This is a genomic window from Parabacteroides goldsteinii DSM 19448 = WAL 12034, from assembly GCF_000969835.1.
Lineage (GTDB): Bacteria > Bacteroidota > Bacteroidia > Bacteroidales > Tannerellaceae > Parabacteroides > Parabacteroides goldsteinii.
Window position 1 is genome coordinate 195,909 of sequence record NZ_KQ033914.1, and the last position, 23,269, is coordinate 219,177.

The following is a 23,269-nucleotide window of genomic DNA, read 5'->3' on the forward strand; positions in this document are numbered from 1 at the left end:
GCGGTCAAGACTGCGAGTCCTTTAACGCGTGTATGAAATTTTTTTTCTTAGCTGTTGTAAAATTATAAAATGCCCAAAGATAATAGCCAACCGCATTTGTATCTATACAAGTGCTCTCTTTTGTTTTGTCTGAACTCTAAAAAAATCAATTTATTAATGGTTTAAACGGCTCTCTTGAGATAGGGAGCGCAATTTATTTACATATGAAACATTGTATTAGAGTTCACGGAAATATCCAGTCCTTCTTTTTGTGCTTTTTTGGTTGTCACCATAATAGCGCCGTCTCCACCTCTCGAGCCATAAAGTGCCGAGGCTGTAGAACCTTTCAAGACACTGATGGATTCAATATCATCTGCCGGTATATCAGACATGGAGACATTATAATGAGGGATTCCGTCTACTACCAGTAAAGGCGTGCTTCCACGTAAAGTCAAAGTTGGGGCTGCAGCAAATTCCGTACTGTTCTTAATATTCAAGCCTGCAATTTTTCCTGTCAGGGAAGTTGCAACGTTTGCTCCTTTGGCAACAGTCAATTGATCGCTTTTCACTTCCTGAACTGCGTATCCCAGTGCCTTTTGTTCTCGTTTGATGCCTAAAGCAGTAACGACAACTTCGTCTAACAATTCCGTGTCATCTACTAAGGTAATGGAGAGATCCTGTTTTTTATTAATAGTGATTTCCTGTGTGTTGTAACCGATATAGGATATTAGTAAGACGTCACCTTCGGCAACTTCCAGCTGGAATTTACCATTGATGTCGGTGATGGTTCCGTTTATAGTGCCTTTGACTAGAATGTTAGCTCCTACAATCTGTTGGCCTTGAGTATCAAGAACTATCCCGGAAATAGTTTTGATCTGTGCTTTGAATAGAGCAATGTGTTTATTGGATATGCGAAAAGAAATATTTCTTTTGCTGCGGAGTAGACTCCGTAGTATTTCTGTTAAATCAAGATTGGTTTCTTGGATGGAAATCCTTTCATTTTTATCAATGTCGGAAGTATTATAAACGAATTTATATCCGGTCTTTTCTTCTATCTCATTGAATATCTCTTCAAATGTTGCATTTTGCTTATTCAGGGAGAGTTTTACTGTCTGTGCATGTATAAATGAAATATTGATAAACAGAAATAGTAAAAGAAGTCCGGTAACACTGATTTTGTGTTTAAAAGTCTGTTTTGATGAGGTATAATGCCCCTTACAGGTAAAATCCTTCTGATTTTGCCTGATAAATGAAATTTTATCCATAATTTTGTATGTATTAATTTAAAAATTAGCAGGTATATATCTGCTGATTAACAATGTAGAATTCGGGAATGGTCTCAACATTCCCAATTCTTTTGTATCTGTTTCTTTGAATTAAGTAGTGTTTTTCATGTGCTATCCATAATTGTTTGTTTTTTGTGGTTTAACATTCTGTGTTTATTTGAGGAAAATTTCTCCTTTCCTTTTTTCTATTTTATATCGGGCGGAGATCTGTAAAACAGATAATATTTCTTCCAGTGTTTCTTTTTCCGTAAAGTTCGCATTGAAAGTCTGTCTTTTCAGATTTTCGTTTTCGATATGTATTTTCACATGGAAAGCTCGTTGCAGCTCTTGCATGATATCTTCTAATGAATTGTCTTTGAATTCAAATACTCCTGTAACCCACGATATTGTATTTTCCGGACGTATAGTCAAAATCTTTAGGTCATTATCCGATTTAAAATATACCGCTTGTTCACCTGGCTGTAGTATCTGGTCTGCTGTTTGATTTTGATTTGTACTTTTGTATAGTCCGATTTTTCCAGTAAGAAGGGTAATCAATGTTTTGTCTGATTCTGTATCAACATTAAATGTTGTGCCTAATACTTTGATTCCAACTCCATCGGTCTGAACGATAAAAGGCCTTTTTTCATCTTTCCGGACTTCGAAGAATGCTTCTCCTTTTATTATTTCAACTTGACGGATTTGCTGACTGAATTCTCTCGGATAACGTAGACAGGCATTTGCATTTAACCATACGACGCTACTATCCGGTAATGTTATTTTTGTTTTAGCATCAGGAACCGCCGTTGTTTCATAATAAACAAGTGCTCGTTCTGGTTCTTTATCTATTAGGAAGATACTGGTAACCACTAATAGGGCAATGGATGCAGCTATAGATAAATATTTCCAGGCGGAATTTCCTCTATCAGCATAGGATATGACAACAGGTCGTTTGACTCTATCTACTAAACGATCGAACATATGTTTTTCATCAAATGGCAAAGACTTAAAATGTATACGCTTTGTCAGTGATTCGAGTTCTTTGTTATTTTGTTCATTTTTCATCTTATTCCGATACCTTTGTAAATAAAGATGACAGGTAAAGTAAAAAACTCCTACTCAAGATATGAAAAAAATATACTTTTTTAGGATGCATTCAAAATTCATCGATAAATAGTCATTTACATGCTCATTTTTTTCTTAACTCTAACATCTATGGTTGTTGTGTATTTTTGTATTGTATATCATATGTGGCATATAAAATACTTTCATGAAAAGATACATTTTTTATCTTTAGGTAGTATCTTGAAGAATTTTTAATTACATTTACTGACTAATATATTGTAAAAAGACTGTATTCGAGATGGAGAAGGAGAGTGGCATGTCTCTTTTTAAAAGTGTAGTGAGAGGGGATGAAACAGCGTTCCGGTTATTATTTGAAACTTATTCCCGGCGTCTGTTCCATGTCGCTTATTATTATCTGAATTCTCGTGAACTGGCGGAGGAAGCTGTTCTGGATGTCTTTACTGTTATTTGGCAAAAGCGGGAAACGTTGTCCCATGTGAAAGAACCGGAACGTTATTTGTATATATCAGTAAAAAATCAGGCTTTACATTATGTAAGAAGAGGGTATGTGCAGGAAAAAGATTCTTTTTCTTTGTATGAAATGGAACTGATCCCGGATTCGGATACACCAGAAAAAAGTTTGATGGATGAGGAATATCAAGTGTTAGTCCAACAGGCTATTGATTCTTTGCCCCCCAAATGTAGAGAAGTTTTTCGTCTTGTGCTCTCTGATAAATTAAAGAATCGGGAAATTGCCGATGTATTAGGAATTAGTGAGAAGACAGTGAATATACATATTGCTAAAGCTTATGAACGTATTGCAGAATATGTAAACCGGCAATATAAACAGGTGAAGTTTTTTTTGTTTCTTTTCTTTTAATCCGGAAGATCATAAAAATCCCCGAAGCCTGTATCGCTCCGGGGATTTTTTATTTTTTCATTTCCTTTTCTTCCATCATGTCGAGTTCGTTCTTGTCGGAATCAATAAACTTGTATTCCAGAAAACCCAGACTTTGGTTAGGAATGACTTTCATACCCATTGAGTATTTTAGTTTCCATTTCATACTGAGGGGATAAAGCCCCTTGTTTACGAATGCTGCCACGTAGGGATGTACGTGCAGGGCGAATTTCTTTACATTATGCTTATTCACTAAACAATCGATCTTACCTTCCAGATTGTCGGTAAATAGGATCGAAGGTTTGATTGTCCCTGTGCCGAAACAGGTAGGACACGATTCTGTTGTATCCACATCCATTGCCGGGCGTACCCTCTGGCGGGTAATCTGCATCAGACCAAACTTACTTAAAGGCAGGATGTTGTGTTTGGCCCGGTCGCTTGCCATCGCTTTAGTCATGTGTTCAAACAACTTCTGTCGGTTGGCGGCTTCCGCCATGTCGATGAAGTCGACCACAATAATACCGCCCATATCACGGAGACGAAGCTGGCGTGCAATTTCGTCGGCGGCGGCTGTGTTTACGTCGATAGCTGTTTTCTCCTGGGCGTCGCTCCCTTTGGAACGGTTGCCGCTGTTCACATCTATCACGTGCATGGCCTCGGTATGCTCGATAATCAGGTAAGCTCCACTTTTATACGTAACCGTACGTCCGAACAGCGATTTAACTTGTTTCGTGATACCGAAATTGTCGAAGATAGGTAATTCGCCGGTATATCGCTGTACGATCTCTTCCCTTCCGGGAGCGATCAGGCTGACATAATCGCGTATGTTATGATAAACATCCGCATCGTTTACGTAAATGTTCTGGAAAGACGGGTTGAAGATGTCGCGGAGCAAAGCTACCGTACGTGCCGTTTCTTCATATACAATCGACGGCACTTTCAGTTTGGGAACTTTGACGATGTTATCTTCCCATCGTTTCACTAATGTCTTTAATTCATGGTCGAGTTCAGCAACACGTTTTCCTTCGGAAGAAGTACGTACGATCACGCTGAAATTTTTCGGCTTGATGCTCTGAATCAACTGCCGCAAACGGGCACGTTCTTCGCTCGACTTGATTTTTGTGGAGACAGAGACCTTATCGGCAAATGGTATCAATACGATGTATCTTCCGGCAAATGACAGCTCGGAAGTCAGTCGCGGACCCTTTGTTGAGATCGGCTCTTTGGCAATCTGTACCAACACCTCTTGTCCTACTTTTAGCACGTTACTGATGCTTCCGTCCTTTTCAATCTCCGGAAGTATCTGTACTTTTGAAATGGCGGGCATCTTTTTAGGATCGCCAAGTGCTTGTTTGAGGAACTTTTGTTGGGTGTTGAAGTTAGGACCTAAGTCCAGATAATGAAGAAATGCGTCCTTTTTGTACCCTACGTCGATAAAAGCAGCGTTCAAACCCGGCATCAGTTTTTTTACTTTGCCAAGATAAATATCGCCTACGGCAAACGAGACATTGCGGGCCTCCTTCTGGAGTTCCACAAGGTTTTTGTCTTCCAATACGGCAATAGATACCTCTTTGGGTTGTACATCAACTACTAATTCACTTATCACTTAATAAGAGGGTTTTTTAATTCAGACCTTTCTAAATACGCAAAGAACAAACTTAAAAGGTCACTTATTAAGTTTGTTCTTTAGAGTTTCTCGATAGACTTATTTCTTTTTATGTCTATTCTTTTTCAGTCTCTTTTTGCGCTTGTGCGTAGACATTTTATGTCTTTTTCTTTTCTTTCCGCTAGGCATTGTTTCTAAATTTTAAATTAAACTATAATTACTAATTACTTAACTTCGTTCAGGAAAGTTTTAGCCGGCTTGAATGAAGGGATGTTATGCTCCGGAATGATGATCGTAGTATTTTTTGAAATATTACGAGCAGTTTTCTGGGCTCTCTTCTTAATAACGAAACTTCCGAATCCTCTCAGATAAACGTTTTCACCCTGAGATAACGAACTTTTCACGATGTCCATGAAAGATTCTACGCTATTCAATACCGTCTGCTTATCGATACCGGTACTTTTTGAAATCTCGCTAACAATATCTGCTTTAGTCATGTCTATAAATTAATTAATGATTTGGACCTATTAATTTTTTGGAATGCAAATATATAGCTTTTTATTTAAGTGGGAAAAGAATTGCCCGCCATTTTTTAATAAAAAAGATTCCTTACAATTCATTATATCTGTGTATGTTTGCATTAATCAACGAGTTGAGAGTTTCAAAACTACAAAAACAGGACATTTTAACGCAAATGGAAAACGAATTGGAAGTCAGCCATATTTTGCTGGTCTGGTATAAAACGAATAAGAGGATGCTGCCCTGGCGGGAATCATCCGACCCGTATATAATTTGGATATCGGAAATTATCCTTCAACAAACCCGTGTCGCTCAGGGAATGGACTACTTTTACAGGTTCACCGAACGCTTTCCGGATGTCGCTTCCCTGGCGGCGGCGGAAGAGGATGAGGTGCTGAAATATTGGCAGGGGTTGGGCTATTATAGCCGTGCCCGTAACCTGCACGCTGCCGCTAAGAGTATCATGGAACGGTTCGGCGGCGTTTTCCCCCGGGAATATAAAGAGATATTGTCTTTGAAAGGTATCGGTGAATATACGGCTGCTGCCATCGTGTCTTTTGTATGGAATAAGCCTTATCCGGTTGTCGACGGGAATGTGTACCGTGTCTTATCCCGATTGTATGCAGTCGACACGCCAATTGATAGCACGCAGGGAAAGAAACAGTTTGCGGAACTGGCCGCTCTTGTGATGAATCCTAAATATGCGGGGACGCATAACCAGGCGATTATGGAGTTCGGGGCTTTGCAATGTGTTCCACAAAATCCGGATTGTGAAGTTTGTCCGTTGAAGGAACGTTGTATGGCCTATGTTTCGGGTAATGTGCAGGCGTTTCCGGTCAAGCAGAACAAGACGAAAACACGGCCCCGTTATTTTCATTATCTATACATTATATATAAGGGGCAAACCTGGCTTTCGCGCCGGGGCAAAAAAGATATCTGGGAAGGGCTTTATGAATTCCCATTGATCGAGACGGCGGAACCGATGGATTTTGCCGGATTGCAGCAAACGGAAGCGTACCGGAAATTGTTTGCCGGTGCCGGTCGGATGAATGTTTCCGTCGATATGTCCGAGGTGAAGCATGTCCTTTCCCACCAGGTTCTTTATACGACATTTTACCGGGTCGAGATTGAAAATGTGACGGAAGCACTGGATTCGTATCTGGTTGTTCCGTATGAAGATATCGAACGTTATGCCGTTCCCCGCCTGGTACATATTTATTTGGAGAAATTAAACGGAAATTTGTCTGAATGATCGAATTTATGTTTCTTTGTAAGATATTAAAAGAATTACAACTATGTCATTGAATAAAGTCATATTGATTGGTAACGTGGGCAAAGATCCCGACGTTCGTTATTTCGACAGCGGTACGGCCGTTGCAAACTTCCCTTTGGCAACTTCCGAAAGAGGTTACACACTGGCAAACGGTACGGTTGTGCCGGAGAGAACAGAATGGCACAATATCGTGGTTCGCCGCGACCAGGTTGCTTTTGTTGAGAAATGGGTGAAGAAAGGTTCGGGTGTTTATGTAGAAGGAAAGATTCGTACCCGCAGTTATGACGACCAGAGCGGTGTGAAACGTTATGTGACTGAAATTCATGCAGACCGTATTGAATTTTATAATACGGGTACACGTCCGGCCGACGGTACGACTACAAATACCGGAAATGGTTTCCAGCAAGGTGGACAGCCACAGGCAACACAGCAGGCAACGTCTTACCAGCAACCGGCGCAACCGGATATGTCATCAGATTCAAACAGTGCGGATGATCTTCCGTTCTGATATTGTTTAACTAATACGGTTCCCCTTGGACTCAGACTATTATTTATCGGGCTTATTCGATCAGGTTACTATACAGGCGCTCACAGCAGGCCCTGTTATAGCGTTAAGCCTTGCTTGTTTACTGCTGTTGGTGTCCGGCTTCGTGTCGGCATCGGAAGTGGCATTCTTTTCTCTTTCCCCGGGTGATATAAACGACATCCGGGAGGAGAATTCGCCTTCGGACCCGTTGATCCGGAAATTACTGGACCGCTCCGAATATTTACTTGCGGCTATTTTGATTGCCAATAACTTTGTGAACGTGGCCGTGGTTATGCTTTGTACCTACGGTATCAATTCTTTGATCAATTTCTCGGCTGTCCCTGTCTTGGGTTTCATTCTTGAGACAATCGTACTGACCTTTTTGCTTTTACTTTTCGGCGAGATCATGCCTAAGATTTACGCACAGAAAAATTCGCTCCGTTTCGTTCGCCGTTCCGCCTCGGTGTTGAATATGGTGGAACGCCTCTGTCGTCCGCTTTCGGTGGTATTGGTTAATTCTACTTCTATTATCAACAAGGCGCTGGTGAAGAAAAAATATGACTTGTCGGTCGATGAGTTATCTAAGGCATTGGAGTTGACCTCTAAAGAGATTCCGGAAGAGAAAGAGATGCTGGCTGAGATCATCAAGTTCTATAATAAGACGGCCGATGAGATTATGACGCCCCGTTTGGATATGGAGGACATCGAGATAAAGACCAGTTTTCGTAATGTGATCGATTTCATTATCAAATCCGGTTATTCGCGAATCCCTATATATGCCGAATCGGAAGATAATATTAAAGGTATCCTTTATATAAAGGATTTGCTTCCTTATATAGAAAAGCCGGATACATTCCGCTGGCAGAGCTTGATTCGTCCGGCTTACTTTGTTCCCGAAACAAAGAAGATCGACGACCTGCTGGAAGAATTCCGTACCAATAAGATTCACATGGCGATTGTGGTGGATGAGTTTGGCGGTACATCCGGTATCGTGACGATGGAAGACATCCTGGAGGAAATTGTCGGCGAGATTTCGGACGAATATGATGAAGATGAAAAGCAGTTTGTCCGTCTGGCAGACGGTAGCCTGATCTTTGAAGCCAAGATTTTATTGACAGACTTCTTCCGTGTTATCAATACAGACCCGTCTGAGTTCGGCAAACTGACGGAAGATGTAGAAACGCTTGCTGGGCTTTTGCTGGAAATAAAAGGTGACTTCCCGCGCCGCAGGGAGATCATTGATTATGGTAAATATCGTTTCCAGATTCTGGAAATGGATAACCGGAGAATCCTGAAAGTGAAATTCAACTGCATTTCAGAAATAGAGAAAGAAGGAGAGGAGTGATGAAGCAGATTCTGTCCGGCATGGTTTTCTTTTATATCCTGTTGTGCTGTGTGTCTTGTACGGAATATACACCGAAACCGCGTGGTTATTTCCGTATCGAGCCGCCTCAGGCACGTTATCAGGTGTTGCCTCTGGACAGTTTGCCCTACTCATTCAATGTTTCTCAGTTGGCTATTGTCGAGCTGCCGGAGATTGGAAGTCCTGAAGGATGGATCAATTTGTCTTATCCTTCATTGGGTGTAAAGATTTATTGCAGTTACTTACCCGTCACCCGTTCTACTTTGCAAATAGCAGAGAATGAGTCGCGTTCCCTGGTTTCCCGCCAGGCGAAGCAGGCGAAAGCGGTAAAGGAACAAGCCTATAGCAACCCGGATGAACGGGTGTATGGCTCTCTTTTCCTGTTGGATGGGGAGTCTGCTTCTCCTGTACAGTTTATGCTGACCGACAGTGCCTCGAACTTCTTTCGGGGTGCTTTATATTATGATTGTGTACCGAATGCCGATTCGTTGGCACCGGTTACAGATTATCTGAGAAAAGATATTATCGAGTTGATACAATCCTTTAGCTGGAAAAAGTAATGCCTGTCCTGTTTAAATACACAGAGCCGTTGTTGGGTGTCTGGAAGATTGAAGAAAGTTCGGAAGAATTGCTGTCGATGCTGGAACAGTCATCCGAATATCTCCCTTTCCTGCAACAGATAAAAACAGAAAAACGTCGTCAGGAATGGCTGGCGTCTCGTGTTCTCCTGAAAGAGTTGGCGGGAGAGGAGTTGCTGATCGCTTATCATGACGATGGCGCTCCTTACTTACCTGATTCATCCTTATCACTGAGCATTTCCCATACGAATGGCTATGCGGCAGTGTTGTTGCAGGAGCAGGGGGCTGCTGGTATAGATATAGAATACCGTTCCGACCGGGTATTAAAGATACGTAGCCGTTTTATGTCTCCGGAAGAGAATGCGTCGGTCGGTCCAGATTATGAAACAGAACATCTGCTTGTCCACTGGTGTGCCAAGGAGGCTTTATTCAAGATGATCCGGCAACAGGATGTTGACTTTATAGAACATCTGCATGTGGAGCCGTTTACTTATACCGGTTTCGGAGAGCTTTGGGCGTTTGAAACCCGGACTCCCGAACGAAAGTCGTATGTTCTGAGCTATAAAGTATTTCCGGAGTTTGTTCTTGTTTATAGTATCCCTTCCTGCTTTGGCAATCCGGAATAGAGAGGTTGTTTTTATCCGTTCGCAACATTCTACCGATAGCTTTGTTCTAAATGATAGAGAAGTATATTTATATAAATTGTTGAGTAAATAATAAAACAGGTGTATTATATATTAGGAGAAAAGTGTATCATAATATATGATATTTTATTTTCATAATATATGCGATTCTAATATCATAATATATGATACTGTGATCCGCAATAAGGGAACACGATGTTACTATGTCAACGATATAGATAGGGAAAGGATATGGGACGGAACAAGAAGATCATAAAATACATTTTCCCGGCAATAGGATTGCTGGCGGTGCTTCTGACTGTCCTGAACCTGTATCTGAGCAACCGCCTGGAAAGATATTTGAAAGTAGAACTGAGCCGGCGTACCGCTGAGGCTACGGACGGATTCTATAATCTTTCTTTTGATGATCTTTCGATCGGTTTTGTGAAAGGGGAACTGAAGATCGAAGGCATCAGGCTGATGCCCGATTCAACTGTGTTTCAACAGTGGAAAGCTATTGACAGCCTTCCCCGTACTTATGTGAAAGCGGAGATCGGCATGATAGATTTCAAAGGTGTAAACCTTACCTGGCGGTGGAGTTATAAGGAATTGCATTTTAATACGTTTGAAATAAAAGACCCACGGATAGAAGTTTTTGATTCTTATTATTCGGGGCGTGTGGAGAAAAAGGTCCGGCATGCCGATACCAAATCATTGTATGAAGTAATCTCTCCTTATATAAATGTGTTGAGCGTACGGACACTGAACCTGTCGAACGCCAGCGTATCCTATACCGTCGAGAATCCTGTGACACCGATCGTCTATGGGCTTGATGATGTCAGCTTCCGCGCTTACGGTTTTCTGTTGGATAAGAACTCGTCACAGAGCGGAAAGTTACTCTATTGCGATAACTTTGAATTTGTGACGAACCAACCGCAGACGCTGCTAGCCAATAACGACTTTCTCCTTAAAACAGACAGCATAAAACTCAGTACGCAGGATTCGATTATTTATATAGAGAAGATACGATTGATTCCGCAGGATAGTTTATGGACGGAGACAAAACAACGTCCGGACAGCTATGTCGATGCACAGGTCCGGACAGTGGAAGTCAACGGAATCCGTTTTAAGCGGGAGGATGCGCTGAATTATCTGACAGCCCGTTCTTTTGAAATATCTTCGTCGGACATTCAGGTATTTAATCTGGCCGCTAATGCCCCGGCAGCGAAAACTCCGGCAGATAATGCAACAAAGATCGATACGGATTCTTTGGTACAGGCTTTATCTTTATACGATATTATATCGCCGGTATTGCATAGCGTTTCCATCCGAACAATTGGAATCGATGCTGCCAGGGTCACTTATTCGCAAGCCGTAAAAGATTCAGTGGAAGTCTATAAACTGGATAACTTCAATTTCCGGGCAAACGACTTCCTGGTTGATTCGGTTTCGGAAGAGAAGCATGGTTTGTGGTATTCCCGTAGTTTCGCCTTTGAAGCAACCGGCATCAGCGGGGAGATGACGGCACGTAACCACCGTTTCGATATTGCCCGTATGGCATTGGATACGGAGTCCGGCGATTTCAATATAGAGAAAATCCGCCTGAAGCCTATAAAAGTAAATTCCCGGAAAGACTATATGTCTGGTAGCATTGACACAATCGGTATCAGGGGATTGCTTTATGATAAAGGGATCAGTGCCGACCTTTTCAAGATAGACCATCCGGTTATCTATTATTATAAATCCCCGTCTTATGCGAAGAAAAGCAAGGAAACGAAGCTGCCGGTAAATCCGAGGGCGGATGTGGAAAGTATTCTGAACCCGTTATTGCAATATTTGTCTATTAAACGGATCAATCTGAATCATGCGTACGTAACATTGAATGACAGAAGCGTTCCTGATCCTATAATCTATAAGCTGAAGGATTTCAATTTCTATGCTACCCGCTTCCTGGTGGACGACAGTACGAACCGGAGTGGAGGGCTGTTCTTTGCCTGTGATCATTTTGGTTTCAGTTTCAAAGACTTCGACAATTATTTGCCGGGAAAAGCCTACCGTCTGTCTGTCCGGAAAGGTAATTTCTCTACGGCAAAAGGCATATTGGGGTTACAGGACGTGAAACTGCTCCCGCAAGACTCTTTATGGCAAATGGGAACAAATTCATATTTTCGTATAGAGACTCCGATGATTTATGCAACCGGTTTGAACCGTCTGCCAGAGAATTTGCTTCAGCGCCTGGATGCTACTTCGCTGCATGTCGAATCACCCGATATTCGCATGATGAAAAAAGACGGAAGTCTGTTACAGGTATCACTTCAGGACTTGGGTATCGATAAAGTCGTGTGGGACAGTTTGCATTTTTCTGTCGGTTCAATAAATCTATCTGATCCGGTTGTCAGTTATCAGGCCGGGACTTCTCCCGATACGATAAAGACAAAAAAGAAATCTCCCGCTGTCCTGTCGGATGATATTTATGAGGCTGTCGGTCGGTTTACACCTGACCTTTCACTGGGAAAACTGACAGTCTCCAATGCTGTATGGAATCGTGATACGGCAAACCTGTTTCTTGAAGGACTGCATGTCAATGTCAGGAACCGGACATTCGGGCTGAAGACTGTCCGGTTCGAAACCAAAGACCTGGCATTCCCGTTGGATAATGGTTTTTATACATTGAAGATAGGAAAAGTCAATCTGAATAATACCGATCTGAATCTGGAAGATATCCATTTGGTTTCTGCCTATCCGAAAATGGAATTTGCTTACCGGCAGCCAAAGCATCAGGATTGGTTTGATGTCAAGGTCGGCCGGTTGGGATTGTCGGGAATCGATTTGCCGGCTTACTTCTCGGAGAAAGTGGTCCGGATAAAAAATGTAGAGGTTGACAATGCCGAACTTCAGAATTTCAAGAACCAACAGATTGCCGTGCCCCGCCGTATCGTACCGATGATCTATTCCGGTTTGCAGAAGGCACCGGTGAAAATGGCTATCGACAGTCTCCGTGTAAATAACTTTTCCGTTGTCTACGAAGAATTGTCAAAGAAAGGGATACAACCGGGTAAACTGTTTTTCACGGAAATGAACGGGAAATTCTCCGGCTTTACCAATGTCGTTTCCTATCCGGACCAGTATATCCGTCTGGATGCAAACGGTAAATTAATGGGGAAAGGATATTTTACCGCTACCTGGCAGCTTCCGGTCGATTCCCTGAACGATCGTTTCCTGCTGGATGCGCATATGGAGGACTTTGATCTGACTGCATTGAACCAACTGATCACGCCGCTTGCCTTTGCTAAAGTGGAGAGTGGCAAGCTGGTCGACTTTACATTCAGTACTGAAGCCTCCACTAAAGGTGCCACTGTCGATATGCTATTTCTTTACAGGGATCTGAAGGCTGAAATAATGAAAGAGAAAAACGGGGAAGTGATCGATAATAAATTCCTGTCGCGTTTGGCTAACCTGGTGCTGAAACATGATAATCCCGACCATCCGGAACAGGGAACATACAGGCCCCGTCATTCTCATCTGACGATAGAACGTGACCCGTATCATTCTACATTTAATTATCTGTGGCAAATTCTTCGTCCGGCATTGACTGAGTCGGTCGGTGTTTCTAAAAAGGTGCAGGATGTTGCCAAAGGAGTCTCCGGCTTCTTTACAAAAGTGAAGAATTTCTTCCATCCCGGAAAGAAAAAGCAACAAAAGCAGCCTGTATCCGGACAAAATGAACCGGCAGGTGAACTAATTCCCGAATAAACTGTTTTATCTATAACAGGGTGTTGTTTTGTAGATAAAAAATAAATTATGGAATATGATATTGTTCACCATCCGGAGAAATATCGCTTTGAAATAAAGCAGGATGGTTTAACTGCCTTTGTGCAGTACAGGCTTGTTGGTAATAATCTGGATATTATTCACACAATAGTTCCGGTTCCTCTGGAAGGTCAGGGAATAGCCGCTTCACTGGTGAAAGCGACTTTTGACTACGCAATAGAAAATCAATTGAAACCCCGGGCTGTCTGTTCTTATGCAGTTGCCTGGCTAAAAAGACATCAGGAATATGCAAAATAACGAATTTGAAGAAGATTATCCTTTAATTGTAACACCCAGCAGATGGGCTAATTCCAATGCTTGTAAAGAGGTGACTGTTGCTCCGCGTAATTCACAGCCGATGATAGGACTTATCCGGATGCCGGATATGTCGCAGCTACTGAAGTCGACACCTTTTAAAGATGTACGGTAAAACTCAGCTTCCTTGAGATCACTCTCATGAAAGTTCACGCTGGCATACTGACCGTTCTCAAAGGAACTGTTTCGCAGGTCGCATCGGTCGAAACTGACATATTTCAGTTTACTCATGCTCAGATTGAGGTATTCTGCCTTGCAGTTGCTGAAAACAATATGGTTTAGCGCTGATTCGGAAAAGTTTGTCCCGATCAGTTTGCATTCGACAAATTCGATACGGTGAAAACCGGAACCGGAGAAATTCATATTAGACAGGTCGCAGTTCTTGAAGATGATATCACAGAACTGCGATTTTTTATGCCGCAACCGATCAGTATGCTGTTTGTAAACAGGCAGTCCTGCATACTCATATTTTCCGTTTTAAATTCGAATACTCTTTGATTCCTGAAAGAATATTCCGCCAGGTCTTCTCCCGGTTGCAGGAGCATTTCATCGAGTGTACAGTCTTCTTTTAATACTTTAGTTATCCGGGGTGCAGTGATCTTCATCTTTTATATTATTTTTGAGCGGGTAAAGATAACGATTTAGATCCGTATTTTATGAAACCGGTGTCGATATCGTTTTATCCCTTGCAGAAATATTCTTATTTCGGTTGCATAATAATCGTTACATTTGTACTGTAATCGTTCCTGTTGAACGAATTAAAAAATAATATGGTTTATGGAAGATAAAAAGAACGGATACAAAAGCAAACATTATGATTTCCCGACTAAACGTTATTGTCAGACGCTGGACCTGAAAGATGATCCGGAGTTAATCAAAGAATACAGGAAAAGACATGGGCAGGAATGTTACTGGCCCGAAATAGGCGAGGGGATTAAAAGCGTCGGAATCCTGGAGATGGAAATTTATCTGTGCGGGAACCGTTTGTTCATGATCGTGGAAACACCGCTTGATTTTGATTGGGATACGGCATTCAGCCGTCTCGCCGGTTTACCCCGTCAGGCTGAGTGGGAAGAATATATGTCTGTTTTTCAACAGGCTGACCCGGGTGCCAGTTCCGCAGAGAAATGGCAGTTGATGGAACGTATCTTTCATGTGTATGAATAGCTTATAATTTGTTTTTATACATGACGGAAGTCTGTCCTGTATATCTTTTGAAAAGGCGATATCAGGTGAAGATTTGTCTGATCTGGCCGTCAGCGATTAGCATGTCCATAATAGGAGAGCCGTTTACTTTGGTTTTCATGATTCCTTTTTTATAGGATTCGCATTGTAGTGCCAGAGGGATACCTCCCGAAAGTTCTATCTCATTTCTTTATCCGTTTGCAAGATAGGGTTTTTACATAGAAGCAACCTGCCGTTTGGATAGGATGGGGCTGTAAGCCAGATAATTCTTATTGTTAGCATAAATAAAAAGCAGGGAACCGCCTTTTATCGTGTTGATAATAGGCTTGCTTACAGCCTGTGGCAGGGCCGGACAGCCGAAACTGCGTCCCAGGCGGCCGGATGAAGCAATTACGGAAGGATTGGAGTAAGCAGCTCCGTGGATAACGATCGCCCGTTCTTTGGCGCGGTCGTTGATCCCTTTTTCCAATCCGTTCAGGACAAGTGAGTAACCGTTCTTTCCCTGATAGGTGTTTTCTGTCAGGAAGAACCCCAGTGAACTTTTGAGGGAACCGTTCTCGTTGGAAAAGGAGGTGGCATAATTCCCTCCGCTATTCTTTCCGTGTGATACCAGCGAAGAGAATAATAATTTTTTATGCCTCATGTCGAATACATAAAAACGCTCTTCGGTCGAAGGCTTACTGAAATCGACCAGTGTAAGGATCTCTTTCGTTTTATCTTCGATTTTATGGTATCCGGTGATTGCTTGTTCGAATGCCTCAAAGTTTACCACCCCATCCAGTTGCATCTCCTGGTACAACTGCCGGCAGCTTGAAACTTCATGGATGACCGGTTCCGTACTTCTCATTTTTGAGAAGTTTACTGGGATAAACAATAGGAACAGATAGATGAAAACTTTGTGCATGTCTGTGTGAATCAGACTGCAAAGTTAGAATTTTTAATCGAAAACAAAAACAAGAGTCTCATAAACCGGTGCCCAGTCGTAGATGAATTTAGCATGTGAAGTGGCATTCCTGACACACATATGGGAGCGGGGAGTGGTTCCCAACGTCGAACTGTATTCGATCAGTGACTTGCGCGGAGCATTGACGGGTACCCCGTGGATATACCCCCCGTTTGTGAAGCGGCTGGCATACGGAGCAAAGCCTCCTGTCTCCGTGGTACCGTCCACCAGATAGATCATGCGGGGTTTCTTTTCCTGGATAATATATACTCCGGGAGGCGTTTCCTGGGCATAGGGTGGCCTGTGCAGTCCGGTTGTAGCCGGGTTCATGCTTCTGACCAGCCATTTGTCGCCTTCCTGTTCCAGTGTCGCGATATTCTGATTCCGGGTATCTACAAAGACAGCTTTTTTGAAGACGATCGTATCAGGAATCGTCTGGATATATTTTTTAGGGATCATCCACTCTTTTCCGGTGTGCACGGAAGCAACCCTGGTGAAATTCGTATAGTCTTCCAGGTGTTTTACCAGGGCACCGTCCCTGCCGTAGAGTTCGGGCACCGCAGTGTCTGTTGTCAGGTAGAGCGGTATTCCCTGGAAGCGTTCGACGCCCAGCGAGTCGGCTATACGGCGGTATGAATCTCTGTGATAGTTTTTTACCAATGGCGCTTCCCCGTTTTTATTCCTGTAATTCTGGAGGATCGCCCAGGTGGCCGGTTCTTTCTGGATGGATTCGAGCCAGGCAAGGCGCTCCTTTATCTTTTCCCACTGGAACTCCCGTGTCGTATCTTTATACGGATAAGTATCTTCCAGAGTATGCTGGTCGTAAAGCAATTCCTTTTCAATGATTATTTCTTTAGGGACAGTATCTATTATTTCCGCTACTTCTACAGTCGCAGAGTCTGGTGCAGGTTGTCCGTCAGTAATCGGCTTATCCGTTTTGCCGGTACAGAAACTCAGCAGAATAAGGCAAAATACCGGAAGTATAGCAGTTTTCTTCATCCCAATTATCTTTTTTGTGAATATACGGTTTTTTATTGGAATACCGACAAATCCTGACAGGAAAAGAGGTTATCCCAAACCGGAATAACCTCTCCACTTTTTACTCTGTAAAACGTGAGTGGTCCTCCTCACTTAATCATATTTAATAACGCTGACCGGACAGCTTTCGGCTGCTTCTTTGATCTCTTCCTCGTAATCGTTGAAGTCTACTCCCTCGTTTACGCGGGAACGATCCGTCACATGAAAAACCTCCGGGCAGATGCCTTCGCAAGTACCGCAAGCGATACAGTCTTCTTCTATCCAAACACTTTTAATAGCCATAGTTTCTATACCTTTAAGATGATTATATTTTAATAACAGCTATGGATGGGAAAATGTTGATATATACCATATACCAAAGTGTTTCTAATTAAAACTAATTTAACTCTTTACTCACTTTGTTTTAAAATTATTTTACTACGTTTACAGCATAGAAAAAATCATTGATTAACTATTTATAAACTAAGAAACAACATGGATAACGCTATTTTTAGATTTCCTAAGCCTATTAATGAGCCGGTAAAATCGTATGCACCCGGATCGAGTGAAAAAGCAGCTTTGAAAAAAACGTTAGCTGAACTCTCAAATGAAGAATGGGATATTCCTTTGATCATTGGCGGAAAAGAAGTCCGTACGGGTAATACCGGTAAAGTGGTTATGCCGCACGACCATCATCATGTGCTGGCTACTTACCATAAAGCCGGCGAGAAAGAGGTGCAGATGGCCATCGACGCCGCTATGAAGGCGCACAAAGAATGGTCTGAACTACCCTGGGTTGAACGTGCTTCCGTTATGTTAAGGGTGGCTGAACTCTTTGCTACAAAATATCGTTATCTGTTAAATGCCTCAGTGATGCTGGGACAGAGCAAGAACCCGTTCCAGGCGGAAATCGATGCTCCCTGCGAACTGATCGACTTCCTGCGTTTCAGTACGTTCTATGCCAGCCAGGTATATGCCGACCAGCCTTATTCGGAAACGGGTATCCTGAACCGTATGGAATACCGTGCCCTGGAAGGTTTCGTGTTCTCGTTGACACCGTTTAATTTTACTTCTATCGCCAGCAACCTGAATATGGCTCCCGCCATGATGGGTAATGTGGCTGTCTGGAAACCGTCTACTACGGCTATCCATTCAAACTATCTGTTGATGAAGGTATTCCAGGAAGCCGGACTTCCGGATGGTGTTGTCAACTTTATCCCTGGACAGGGGAGCGTGATCGGTAAGGTGATAACTGCCAGCCGCGATCTGGCAGGTTTCCATTTCACAGGTTCTACTGCGACATTCAATACGCTATGGCGCCAGATGGGCGAGAACCTCGGCCATTATAAATCTTATCCGAAGATTGTCGGTGAAACGGGCGGTAAGAATTTTATCTTTGTTCATCCGTCTGCTCCGGCATTGGACGTGGCGACTGCTATCGTTCGCGGTGCGTTCGAATATCAGGGTCAGAAGTGTTCTGCCGGATCACGTGCCTATATCCCGGCTTCTTTATGGAAAGATGTAAAAGAGATGGTAGGCGATATGCTGAAAGAGATCAAGATGGGTGACGTGCAGGATTTCACGAACTTCATCAATGCGGTGATCGATGAGGCTTCATTCGATAATATCATGAGTTATATCAACTATGCGAAACAATCTCCGGATGCTGAGATCGTCTTTGGCGGTAATGGCGACAAGTCGGTAGGTTATTTTGTTGAACCGACTGTTATCCAGACAACAGATCCGATGTTCAAGAGCATGGTGGAAGAAATATTCGGTCCGGTGATCACTATTTATGTATATGACGATAATAAATATGAGGAAACATTGGAGTTGTGCGACCGTACTTCTCCTTATGCCCTGACCGGTTCGATCTTTGCACGCGACCGTTATGCTATCGACGTGGCATTCAATAAACTGCGCTATGCTGCCGGTAACTTCTATATCAATGATAAGCCGACCGGTGCCGTTATTGCACAGCAGCCGTTCGGTGGCTCGAGAGCTTCCGGTACGAATGACAAGGCCGGTGGTCCGCTGAACCTGATCCGCTGGACGAATCCTCGTTGTATCAAGGAGGCTTTGGTTCCGCCTACTTCTTACGGTTATCCGTTCTTAGGAGAAAAATAACATATCAGCTGGCAGTTGACAAGTGACAGTTGACAGGTAATATGCTTCGAAATTGTTTACTGTCAACTGTCATCTGTCAACTTTAAAAATCAGATACTATGTTAGACTTTAATAATACCGAGATTGCATTTTCATCCAAATCGCAGTCTGAATTGAGAAACGCTTACTTACTCTTCAATACAATAAAATATCCGTGGCTGGTAAAATGTGCCAGTTTTGGAAGTAATATCGCCTTAAAGATTCATTTCCCTTTAGCATGGGCTGTAAAGCCAACTTTATATAAACAGTTTGTCGGTGGTGAGACATTACAGGATTGTACCAAAGCGATCGACCATCTCCGACAGTTTAATGTGCGTTCTACCCTTGACTTTTCAGCCGAAGGCGAGCAGACTCCTGAAGGTATCCAGGCTACATTTGAAGAAACACTACGTTCAATCGATTTTGCCAAAGGAAATGATAACCTGGCTTATGCCGTATTCAAACCTTCTACTATAACGACCGATGAACTTCTTGCCAAGGCTTCTGAAAAACGGGGCGAACTGACCATTGAAGAAGTAAAAGCCTTCCGCGAATTTAAAGAACGCTTTATGGCTTTCTGCCAGCGTGCTTATGAGAACGATGTCCGTCTGATTGTCGATGCGGAAGATTACTGTTTCCAGGATGCGCTGGATGAACTGACCGACGAGGCGATGCGGAAATACAATAAAAAACGTGCGATCGTATTTGCTACCTTGCAGATGTATCGTCATGACCGTATGCCTTACCTGCGCCGTATTCTGGATGATGCCAAAGAAAAAGGATATATCGCCGGTGTCAAGTTCGTGCGTGGTGCTTATATGGAGGCCGAACGTGTGCGTGCTGCGGCTTTGGGTTATCCCGACCCGATCTGCAAGGATAAGAAGGCGACCGATGAGAATTTCGATGCGGCTGTTCGTTTTACCATGGACCATCTGGAGCATTTCGAGATGTTTATGGGAACGCATAATGAGGAAAGTAATTATAAACTGGCTAAGCTGATAGATGAGAAAGGTCTCAAACGGGATGATTCCCGTATCTTTTTTGCCCAGTTGCTGGGGATGAGCGATAATATCTCATTCAATCTGGCCCATGAAGGATTTAATGTAACCAAGTATGTGCCTTATGCTCCGGTAAGAGACGTATTGCCTTACCTGATCCGGCGTGCTGAAGAAAACACTTCGGTCGCAGGGCAGACCAGCCGTGAACTGAAGATGTTGCAGTCAGAATTGAACCGGCGTAAGAAGATGAATCGATAAACACTCACAGAATGTTTTCGGTATTTTGTTTGCCATTTGCAATATGCCGATGCAATGCATTGTTAAACAGTTATATATACTATTGCAAATGTTTTTTCTGTTTGCAATGTTATTTGTCATTTGCCATAATCAACCGTAAGAGGAATGATGGCAAATGGCAAATAGTATGGCAAATAGAATAGTTATTTGCCATGTCTTATTGTGCTTATTGATAGGATATTATAGAAGTATATTGCAAATGGCAAATAAATACTGAAAACATTGTGTATAAAAGATGTTTTATCATGTATCACTTCTGAAACTATTGCTCTCTTCCGGTCTGAGTAAATCAAACCCTATAATAAACTAATTGTTAACTCCTTACTTAGTATAACTACCCTGTACAGGATAATCGATTAGCCTGTACACCTTGGTGGATTATCCTGTACACCTTGGCTGGCTATCCTGTACACCTTGCCAATAAGGAGTTCTTACATTTCAATTAGTTAGTAGGGAGGAATGAATTAGTTTCCCGGCTTCTGCCGGTTAGTTTGTCGTTCTGGCACGACTCGCATATTCCTTTATTCTATTTTCGCAAACTTCTTTGGTGATCGCTGCTAAATGCTCTACACGTGGGATTAAGGCTTCTATATCTTCCTTCGTTGTAGCATAATATTTATTGTATCGTGCTTCTATGTAGGCTTTAAGCAACAAATTGAACAATCGTATTTCTTCTTCGGTATCGCGGGGGAATACTTTGGTTATTTCCAAAGAATGTGTTTTGGCAGCTTTAATTAACTCTTCCAAATCATGTATTTTATAGGTATGCATTGTAAATGTCAGAATAATAGCACGGTATAAGTTCTCGCAAGCCTGATGCAGATGAAACGCGGCCATATTGAATTCACTTTCACTTAAATAAAAACAAGCCCCTTTCATAAAACTTGTCGCTAATTTAAATTTAGTAGTATAATATTCTTGTCCCAGTTCTCCAATCTCGGAAAAATTAAGCTTGCGGCGACGGGCTAATTTGCAATTACCACTATCGTATAGCAGGATACCTTCTTTCTTTATGTCTGTATAAAAGTAGCGGCTTTTTGTTATTTCTTTGTTAAAGTCTTTGATCGTTTCATCGATAAAATGGATGTGAGTCGTAAATGCATATCTTCCCATCCCTTTATATTTGTAATAACGATCTTCCACTTTTTCCAACTGACGGCTTATTCCGCTACTATTGCAATCATTCCGGGTGATGACCAGTATATCGAAATCACTCATGAAGTAAGTCGGTATTCCAAATTCGATCCGTTGGTCGTACTCTACGTAGTTGCCGCGAGCATAACTACCATAAAGAATGATCATTTCACATTGATCACCAAGAACTTCGACTACATATCGGGCGATCAGACGTAAATCGGTCTGTTTCTCTTTAGGTAAATGGGATAAGGACTTTTTCATTCGGATTTGCATTTATCATAGCATACAAAAGTATGGAAAAAAGGAATAACCCCCGTACATTTGCTGCAAAATATATAAAGCTTTTACTCGCTACGTTGTAGCATGACTTTTTCTTACATTAACAAGTCTCCTTACGAATGGCATAACATCCGAAATTAGAAATAATTGAACCTACTTTTCCCTTGATGGAAAAGTAGTCAAAAGATCAAGGCTTAACCGGCTTCACTGCTCCGGTGAAAGACTTCGCTGAAAAATCCGAAACTCGCTTCGCTCAGACAACGGATTTTTTTAACCGCTTCGTCTTCCCCCTACGCGGACGTTCACCCGCTTAGGCCTTTCCTAGGAAGCTTTGCTTCCTCTTAGGATGGCTGATACCGGTACTTATAGAACAAAAACTATCGGATTTAACAGGTAGTATCGGCAATCTTAAGAGAACGCAAAGCGTTCTATGAAAGGCCTCATCTGGTGAGCGTAAAGCGAAGTATCCGTAGAGAGCGTCCGGAGGCTGTGCTGTTTGAGCGTAGCGAGTTCACAGACGACAGCGAACGCAGGATGCTGAGTAGCGAAGCAGATGCAGCCTTGATCTTTTGGTTACTTTTCTATCAAGAGAAAAGTAACATTCACTTCTGATAAATTCTGAATCAATTTATAATTCTCTTTTTATTTACTGGCTTTCAATCCCCTGATGACAGAAGAGGTGAAACCGGACAGTTCCATTTCATTCAACCCCTTGATGGTAATACCGCCGGGAGTGGTAACCTTGTCGATCTCCATTTCCGGATTGCTCTTGTTTTCCAATAACAGGTCGGTAGCCCCCTTTACGGTATGGACAACGATCTCCTGTGCCTGCTTCGGATAGAAACCCAATTCGACACCGCCTTCAATAGCAGCACGGATATAACGGAGGGCGAAAGCGATACCGCTGGAAGCCAGTGCAGTACCGGCACCCATCAGGCGTTCTTCTACCAACATCGCATTGCCAAGCTCATTGAATATATTTATTATCAGGTCGGATTGCTCCGGTGTTGCGTTATGGGCGGAGACGAAAGTCATACTGCTCAATACCTCGATAGCGGTGTTGGGCATAATACGGAAAAGAGCCGGAGTAACCCAGTCTTCATAACTGGTGTTTTTAGTGAGATAAGAATTCAGCGTATCGAAGGTGATTCCGGCAGCTACTGAAACGATGATCTGTTTGTCGTAATCGAGCACTCCTTTTATCTGGTCGATGATCTCTTCCACCCGCCAGGGCTTTACTGCTATGACGATGATGTCTGCTCCCTTTACAGCTTCTATGTTGTTGAGTGACAACACAAAGTCTGGATTGGCCGCTTTCATTTTGTCCAATGTGGCTTGCGACTGTGCCGTACAGGTGATGTCCGATGCTTTAAACATATTTCCTTTTGCCAGTCCGCGGGCGATGGCACCGCCGATACTTCCGGCTCCGATAATCGTAATTTTCATGT

At 42.6% G+C, this 23,269-nt stretch carries 23 protein-coding genes; 12 read left to right on the forward strand and 11 right to left on the reverse strand.

Annotated features, from left to right (window positions below):
* Positions 1–197: 197 nt before the first annotated feature.
* Entirely contained in the window at positions 198–1,244 is a 1,047-nt protein-coding gene (locus tag HMPREF1535_RS23345; protein ID WP_052716782.1) for a SusC/RagA family TonB-linked outer membrane protein, read from the reverse strand.
* Between the two features lie 174 nt (positions 1,245–1,418).
* Entirely contained in the window at positions 1,419–2,309 is an 891-nt protein-coding gene (locus tag HMPREF1535_RS23350; protein WP_010800332.1) for a FecR family protein, read from the reverse strand.
* Between the two features lie 298 nt (positions 2,310–2,607).
* On the opposite strand from HMPREF1535_RS23350, the gene HMPREF1535_RS23355 reads away from it, so the two are divergent.
* Positions 2,608–3,189, forward strand: a complete 582-nt coding sequence (locus tag HMPREF1535_RS23355; RefSeq protein ID WP_046147777.1) for an RNA polymerase sigma-70 factor — start codon at positions 2,608–2,610, stop codon at positions 3,187–3,189.
* Between the two features lie 49 nt (positions 3,190–3,238).
* Here HMPREF1535_RS23355 and HMPREF1535_RS23360 read toward each other — a convergent pair whose 3' ends face one another.
* The gene (locus HMPREF1535_RS23360; protein WP_007653739.1) at positions 3,239–4,813 is read right to left on the reverse strand and encodes an Rne/Rng family ribonuclease; all 1,575 of its coding nucleotides are present in this window, start codon (positions 4,811–4,813) and stop codon (positions 3,239–3,241) included.
* Between the two features lie 224 nt (positions 4,814–5,037).
* Entirely contained in the window at positions 5,038–5,310 is a 273-nt protein-coding gene (locus tag HMPREF1535_RS23365; protein WP_005636204.1) for an HU family DNA-binding protein, read from the reverse strand.
* A 134-nt stretch (positions 5,311–5,444) separates the two neighbouring features.
* Between HMPREF1535_RS23365 and mutY the strand changes: the two genes are divergently transcribed.
* From mutY to HMPREF1535_RS23400, 7 genes are all read left to right on the forward strand, one after another.
* Positions 5,445–6,584, forward strand: a complete 1,140-nt coding sequence (gene mutY / locus HMPREF1535_RS23370) for an A/G-specific adenine glycosylase (RefSeq protein ID WP_046147778.1) — start codon at positions 5,445–5,447, stop codon at positions 6,582–6,584.
* Positions 6,585–6,627: 43 nt separating this feature from the next.
* Positions 6,628–7,113, forward strand: a complete 486-nt coding sequence (locus tag HMPREF1535_RS23375) for a single-stranded DNA-binding protein (RefSeq protein ID WP_010800328.1) — start codon at positions 6,628–6,630, stop codon at positions 7,111–7,113.
* 25 nt (positions 7,114–7,138) lie between these two features.
* A complete protein-coding gene (gldE, locus tag HMPREF1535_RS23380; RefSeq protein ID WP_007653736.1) occupies positions 7,139–8,476 on the forward strand; it encodes a gliding motility-associated protein GldE in 1,338 nt (445 codons plus the stop codon).
* The gene (gene gldD, locus HMPREF1535_RS23385; RefSeq protein ID WP_010800326.1) at positions 8,476–9,054 is read left to right on the forward strand and encodes a gliding motility lipoprotein GldD; all 579 of its coding nucleotides are present in this window, start codon (positions 8,476–8,478) and stop codon (positions 9,052–9,054) included. Before gldE ends, gldD begins: the two co-directional genes overlap by 1 nt.
* Entirely contained in the window at positions 9,054–9,698 is a 645-nt protein-coding gene (locus HMPREF1535_RS23390) for a 4'-phosphopantetheinyl transferase family protein (RefSeq protein ID WP_046147779.1), read from the forward strand. The genes gldD and HMPREF1535_RS23390 overlap by 1 nt, the downstream gene beginning before the upstream one ends.
* Positions 9,699–9,947: 249 nt before the next feature.
* Positions 9,948–13,448: a DUF748 domain-containing protein gene (locus tag HMPREF1535_RS23395; RefSeq protein ID WP_046147780.1), complete on the forward strand. Its 3,501-nt coding sequence runs from the start codon at positions 9,948–9,950 to the stop codon at positions 13,446–13,448.
* A 48-nt stretch (positions 13,449–13,496) separates the two neighbouring features.
* A complete protein-coding gene (locus tag HMPREF1535_RS23400) occupies positions 13,497–13,763 on the forward strand; it encodes a GNAT family N-acetyltransferase (RefSeq protein ID WP_007653729.1) in 267 nt (88 codons plus the stop codon).
* A 15-nt stretch (positions 13,764–13,778) separates the two neighbouring features.
* Here the strand turns inward: HMPREF1535_RS23400 and HMPREF1535_RS26365 are convergent, their stop codons facing one another.
* Entirely contained in the window at positions 13,779–14,183 is a 405-nt protein-coding gene (locus HMPREF1535_RS26365; RefSeq protein WP_244275702.1) for a pentapeptide repeat-containing protein, read from the reverse strand.
* Complete coding sequence (locus HMPREF1535_RS26370) at positions 14,180–14,425, reverse strand: hypothetical protein (protein ID WP_244275703.1); 246 nt, start codon at positions 14,423–14,425, stop codon at positions 14,180–14,182. Before HMPREF1535_RS26370 ends, HMPREF1535_RS26365 begins: the two co-directional genes overlap by 4 nt.
* A 172-nt stretch (positions 14,426–14,597) precedes the next feature.
* Between HMPREF1535_RS26370 and HMPREF1535_RS23410 the strand changes: the two genes are divergently transcribed.
* Positions 14,598–14,987, forward strand: coding sequence for an L-rhamnose mutarotase (locus HMPREF1535_RS23410; protein WP_046147781.1), 390 nt, complete (start codon positions 14,598–14,600; stop codon positions 14,985–14,987).
* A 232-nt stretch (positions 14,988–15,219) separates the two neighbouring features.
* Here HMPREF1535_RS23410 and HMPREF1535_RS23415 read toward each other — a convergent pair whose 3' ends face one another.
* From HMPREF1535_RS23415 to HMPREF1535_RS23425, 3 genes are all read right to left on the reverse strand, one after another.
* Positions 15,220–15,852, reverse strand: a complete 633-nt coding sequence (locus HMPREF1535_RS23415) for a murein L,D-transpeptidase catalytic domain family protein (RefSeq protein WP_082150470.1) — start codon at positions 15,850–15,852, stop codon at positions 15,220–15,222.
* A 90-nt stretch (positions 15,853–15,942) separates the two neighbouring features.
* Positions 15,943–16,947 carry a L,D-transpeptidase gene (locus HMPREF1535_RS23420; RefSeq protein WP_046147783.1) on the reverse strand — a complete coding sequence of 335 codons (1,005 nt, stop codon included), beginning with the start codon at positions 16,945–16,947 and terminating at the stop codon, positions 15,943–15,945.
* Between the two features lie 132 nt (positions 16,948–17,079).
* On the reverse strand, positions 17,080–17,268 hold the full coding sequence (locus HMPREF1535_RS23425) for a ferredoxin (RefSeq protein ID WP_007653717.1): 189 nt from the start codon (positions 17,266–17,268) through the stop codon (positions 17,080–17,082).
* A 192-nt stretch (positions 17,269–17,460) separates the two neighbouring features.
* Here HMPREF1535_RS23425 and pruA point away from each other — a divergent pair, with 192 nt between their 5' ends.
* The gene (gene pruA, locus HMPREF1535_RS23430) at positions 17,461–19,092 is read left to right on the forward strand and encodes an L-glutamate gamma-semialdehyde dehydrogenase (RefSeq protein ID WP_007653716.1); all 1,632 of its coding nucleotides are present in this window, start codon (positions 17,461–17,463) and stop codon (positions 19,090–19,092) included.
* 98 nt (positions 19,093–19,190) lie between these two features.
* Positions 19,191–20,366, forward strand: coding sequence for a proline dehydrogenase family protein (locus HMPREF1535_RS23435; RefSeq protein ID WP_046147784.1), 1,176 nt, complete (start codon positions 19,191–19,193; stop codon positions 20,364–20,366).
* A gap of 525 nt (positions 20,367–20,891) precedes the next feature.
* Here HMPREF1535_RS23435 and HMPREF1535_RS23440 read toward each other — a convergent pair.
* Positions 20,892–21,803: a HEPN domain-containing protein gene (locus HMPREF1535_RS23440; protein WP_046147785.1), complete on the reverse strand. Its 912-nt coding sequence runs from the start codon at positions 21,801–21,803 to the stop codon at positions 20,892–20,894.
* 465 nt (positions 21,804–22,268) lie between these two features.
* Between HMPREF1535_RS23440 and HMPREF1535_RS25920 the strand changes: the two genes are divergently transcribed.
* Positions 22,269–22,433: a hypothetical protein gene (locus tag HMPREF1535_RS25920; protein ID WP_154278159.1), complete on the forward strand. Its 165-nt coding sequence runs from the start codon at positions 22,269–22,271 to the stop codon at positions 22,431–22,433.
* A 30-nt stretch (positions 22,434–22,463) separates the two neighbouring features.
* On the opposite strand, the gene proC is transcribed toward HMPREF1535_RS25920, so the two are convergent.
* Positions 22,464–23,267 carry a pyrroline-5-carboxylate reductase gene (gene proC / locus HMPREF1535_RS23445; protein ID WP_007653711.1) on the reverse strand — a complete coding sequence of 268 codons (804 nt, stop codon included), beginning with the start codon at positions 23,265–23,267 and terminating at the stop codon, positions 22,464–22,466.
* Between the last annotated feature and the right edge of the window lie 2 nt (positions 23,268–23,269).

What these genes read in the sequence shown, in the direction of transcription:
- HMPREF1535_RS23345 (WP_052716782.1), bottom strand. Translation starts at nt 1,244, where the DNA reads ATGGATAAAATTTCATTTATCAGGCAAAATCAGAAGGATTTTACCTGT.
- HMPREF1535_RS23350 (WP_010800332.1), bottom strand. Translation starts at nt 2,309, where the DNA reads ATGAAAAATGAACAAAATAACAAAGAACTCGAATCACTGACAAAGCGT.
- HMPREF1535_RS23355 (WP_046147777.1), top strand. Translation starts at nt 2,608, where the DNA reads ATGGAGAAGGAGAGTGGCATGTCTCTTTTTAAAAGTGTAGTGAGAGGG.
- HMPREF1535_RS23365 (WP_005636204.1), bottom strand. Translation starts at nt 5,310, where the DNA reads ATGACTAAAGCAGATATTGTTAGCGAGATTTCAAAAAGTACCGGTATC.
- mutY (WP_046147778.1), top strand. Translation starts at nt 5,445, where the DNA reads ATGTTTGCATTAATCAACGAGTTGAGAGTTTCAAAACTACAAAAACAG.
- HMPREF1535_RS23375 (WP_010800328.1), top strand. Translation starts at nt 6,628, where the DNA reads ATGTCATTGAATAAAGTCATATTGATTGGTAACGTGGGCAAAGATCCC.
- gldD (WP_010800326.1), top strand. Translation starts at nt 8,476, where the DNA reads ATGAAGCAGATTCTGTCCGGCATGGTTTTCTTTTATATCCTGTTGTGC.
- HMPREF1535_RS23390 (WP_046147779.1), top strand. Translation starts at nt 9,054, where the DNA reads ATGCCTGTCCTGTTTAAATACACAGAGCCGTTGTTGGGTGTCTGGAAG.
- HMPREF1535_RS23395 (WP_046147780.1), top strand. Translation starts at nt 9,948, where the DNA reads ATGGGACGGAACAAGAAGATCATAAAATACATTTTCCCGGCAATAGGA.
- HMPREF1535_RS23400 (WP_007653729.1), top strand. Translation starts at nt 13,497, where the DNA reads ATGGAATATGATATTGTTCACCATCCGGAGAAATATCGCTTTGAAATA.
- HMPREF1535_RS26365 (WP_244275702.1), bottom strand. Translation starts at nt 14,183, where the DNA reads ATGAATTTCTCCGGTTCCGGTTTTCACCGTATCGAATTTGTCGAATGC.
- HMPREF1535_RS26370 (WP_244275703.1), bottom strand. Translation starts at nt 14,425, where the DNA reads ATGAAGATCACTGCACCCCGGATAACTAAAGTATTAAAAGAAGACTGT.
- HMPREF1535_RS23410 (WP_046147781.1), top strand. Translation starts at nt 14,598, where the DNA reads ATGGAAGATAAAAAGAACGGATACAAAAGCAAACATTATGATTTCCCG.
- HMPREF1535_RS23415 (WP_082150470.1), bottom strand. Translation starts at nt 15,852, where the DNA reads ATGAGAAGTACGGAACCGGTCATCCATGAAGTTTCAAGCTGCCGGCAG.
- HMPREF1535_RS23420 (WP_046147783.1), bottom strand. Translation starts at nt 16,947, where the DNA reads ATGAAGAAAACTGCTATACTTCCGGTATTTTGCCTTATTCTGCTGAGT.
- HMPREF1535_RS23425 (WP_007653717.1), bottom strand. Translation starts at nt 17,268, where the DNA reads ATGGCTATTAAAAGTGTTTGGATAGAAGAAGACTGTATCGCTTGCGGT.
- pruA (WP_007653716.1), top strand. Translation starts at nt 17,461, where the DNA reads ATGGATAACGCTATTTTTAGATTTCCTAAGCCTATTAATGAGCCGGTA.
- HMPREF1535_RS23435 (WP_046147784.1), top strand. Translation starts at nt 19,191, where the DNA reads ATGTTAGACTTTAATAATACCGAGATTGCATTTTCATCCAAATCGCAG.
- HMPREF1535_RS23440 (WP_046147785.1), bottom strand. Translation starts at nt 21,803, where the DNA reads ATGAAAAAGTCCTTATCCCATTTACCTAAAGAGAAACAGACCGATTTA.
- proC (WP_007653711.1), bottom strand. Translation starts at nt 23,267, where the DNA reads ATGAAAATTACGATTATCGGAGCCGGAAGTATCGGCGGTGCCATCGCC.